1 protein-coding gene is annotated in these 3,358 nt (G+C 47.9%); it reads right to left on the bottom strand.

What is annotated here, in order from left to right:
• Positions 1–267: 267 nt before the first annotated feature.
• Positions 268–2,640, bottom strand: a complete 2,373-nt coding sequence (locus tag IXC47_RS19190; RefSeq protein ID WP_195876757.1) for a heavy metal translocating P-type ATPase — start codon at positions 2,638–2,640, stop codon at positions 268–270.
• Positions 2,641–3,358 lie beyond the last annotated feature (718 nt).

Below are 3,358 nucleotides of genomic sequence, written 5' to 3'. Positions count from 1 at the left end.
GCTGGTCGGGCGCCACAAGAAATTGGAAATTGACGGACGAGGTGTGGCTCAACCCGGAACGGGCTACACCTGAAATATCGAAGTTAGCTGCTTGAAGTGACGCGACAACTTCGTTGACAACTACCGTCATGAGCATGGAAAACATCGCAGAGGAATGGCAATGTAGATCGTGCATTGCCATTCTTTTTAATATGCCTTAATCGCCATGTAGCATAAAAATTAGCCGGATCATCGATTTTCGACTTTGCCAAATCGAATATTCACTTTTCATTTTGCGTTACCTCGCAAACGCAGTGCATTCGTAATGACTGAGACCGAACTTAAACTCATCGCAAGCGCAGCAATCATTGGTGACAATAATTGCCCTGTAAATGGATAAAGCAGTCCTGCAGCCAGTGGTATACCCAGTGAGTTATAGACAAATGCAAAGCCTAGGTTTTGGTGCATATTTCGCACTGTATCCAATGACAGCTTCCTTGCTCTAGCGATCGTACGTAAATCTCCTTTGATCAGAGTCAGATGCGCACTATTGATTGCGACATCGGTACCTGTACCCATGGCGATGCCGACATCCGCTTTGGCAAGTGCGGGCGCATCATTAATCCCGTCTCCGGCCATTGCTACCACTCTTCCTTCTTTTTGCAGGCGCTCCACTAATGCCAATTTATCTTGTGGCTTTACTTCGCCGTAGACTTCATTAATACCAAGTTTTCCGGCAACTGATTTCGCCGTTGTCGCGCCATCGCCAGTTGCCATGATCACGGTCATACCAGCTTCTCTCAAAATGGTGAGTGCTTCTGCTGTCGTCTTTTTGATAGGATCTGACACCGCGATCAGCCCGGCCAACTTACCATCGACAGCCACATGCATGACGCTTGCGCCCTCATTGCGCAGTTCCTCTGCTTGCTGCGACAAGCTATGCCAGTCAATTTTTTCTTCATCCATCAACGCTGTATTGCCCAAGGCTATTCGACGACCAGAGACTATGCCACGCACACCAATGCCACTGGATGATTCAAAACTTTCCGGCTTATCCAATGACAGTCCGCGCTGGCGTGCCTCGGCCACTATGGCGTGTGCCAATGGATGCTCGCTACCCTGATCAATACTCGCTGCAATCTGAAGAACCGATTGCTCCTCTTGTCCTTGCGCGGCAATAACACGGTCGAATGCCGGCTTGCCTTCGGTCAAGGTACCGGTTTTATCCACAATCAAAGTATTTACTTTGCGCATTCCTTCGATTGCCGCAGCATCACGGAATAACATTCCCTGCGTTGCCGCGCGTCCCGTTGCGGCCATGATAGACATGGGCGTTGCCAGCCCCAGTGCACAAGGACAGGCAATAATTAAAACAGCAACCGCATTGACGAAGCCAAAGACCCAGCTCGGATCAGGGCCAAAGATGCCCCAACCTATGAAGGTCAGGAAAGCAACGCCAACCACAACCAGTACAAAGTAACCTGCGACTACATCTGCCAGGCGCTGCATAGGAGCACGAGAACGTTGCGCCTGCGCTACCATTTGCACAATCTGCGCAAGCATGGTTTGAGAACCTATCTTTTCCGAACGAATGACGAGACTGCCGCTGGTATTCAGCGTCGCGCCTATAACCTTGTCTCCCGGACGCTTTGTCACAGGCATAGGTTCGCCGGTCAACATGGATTCATCTATCGCGCTTTCACCTTCTACGACAACGCCATCAACAGGTACTTTTTCTCCAGGACGCACACGCAAAGAATCATCAATATGGACATGTGTGAGAGGAACATCTTCTTCAGAGCCATCCTTATTGATACGACGCGCAGTTTTTGGCGCCAATCCCAATAACGACTTGATCGCAGCCGAAGTTTGCGAGCGCGCCTTCAACTCCAGAATTTGTCCAAGCAAGGTCAGTGAAATAATGACGGCGGCAGCCTCGTAATAAACGCCGACACGGCCATGCTCCATGAATGCAGATGGAAATATCCCAGGGGCAAGCGTAGCAAGTACGCTGTAACCGTATGCCGCAGTTACACCGAATCCAATCAGTGTCCACATATTCGGGTTGCGTCGCACAATCGATTGAAAACAACGTTCAAAGAAAGGCTTGCCTGCCCATAACACCACTGGTGTACTCAAGGCGAGTTCGATCCAGTTTTGATAGGGAATGCCTTCTGGGAAAAAACGATGTGAGGCCATCGCCAACGAAGCAACAACGATGGTTAAGGGCAATGTCCACCAAAAGCGATGACGAAAATCGACAAGTTCTGGATTCTCTTCATCTTCAAGTGAAGGCATCATCGGCTCAAGCGACATGCCACAGATAGGACAGTTACCTTGTGTCGGCTGCCTGATTTCCGGATGCATTGGACACGTATAGATTGTTCCACTCGGCATATCCTGTACTGGCTCGAATGCTGATGGCTTTATAAATTTTTCTGGATTGCCATCGAATTTTTGTATACAACTAGCACTACAAAAATAGTAATCATTACCTGCATACACGCGTTTCTTTTCCGGGTTGGCCGCTACCTTCATGCCACATACTGGATCAGTAAACGGTTTATCAGGATTTTTCACTTCCTCGTCAGCATTCGCTGAACGAGCTGCTCCGGAAATATGATCGCCATGATGATGGCCGTGATGTACGTTATTTCCCATGAGTCAGCCTTATTAAAAAGTAAAGCAACAATGTCATGAAGAGGCAGTTGATATATCTATTAAATTGGAATAATTGCAACGCGTTTAGAACACAATCTTATTGCAAAATGGCGTTATCGCTTTAACTGGCTAATCTGATGCTTGTGATAGAGATAATGTTCCTGATCGACCTGCTCACACAAATTCACTCGCGTCTGAAGCTCCTTTGACTGCATATAGATTCTCACCGGTCTTTGCCATGAGTCATGCCCTGTGAGGGCCCAGTAAGATTCAAATCTGCCACTGGCTGCGTGCTTACTCCAAAGTATATTGCCTTTAGCATGACTGCTGGATGCAACCTCTACCCAATCATAAAAATTAGACATACATGCTCGGAAAAAAATGTGTTTAGCTACCCATATTTCCGTCTCTCTTGACCAGCCTGGTGGACATATCGGCGCAGCTTCTGCTTGCCATCCCAAGATGCCAAAAGGTGGTTTCGTTAATGGTCTAACTAAATGTTGTGGTGATCCGCACCCTTCCCAAAACATACGCCAACGAAGAAATGCTTCAGCTACAGGACAAAAATTGACTGTCTTCTCTCCCTCTAAATGGTCTGTCCCGGTCTAGGTGGACACTAACTTAAGGTGGATAATGCCACCCAGGAGTTATGTTTATGACCAAGACCAGACGTACTTATCCCGAATCATTCAAACGAGATGCTGTTGACCAAGTGCTT

The sequence above is a fragment of the Herminiimonas contaminans genome, assembly GCF_015645465.1.
In the GTDB taxonomy this organism is placed as follows: domain Bacteria; phylum Pseudomonadota; class Gammaproteobacteria; order Burkholderiales; family Burkholderiaceae_D; genus Oxalicibacterium; species Oxalicibacterium contaminans.
The sequence above is the reverse complement of the archived record's forward strand: the minus strand, read 5'-3'. Positions and strand labels throughout refer to the sequence as shown.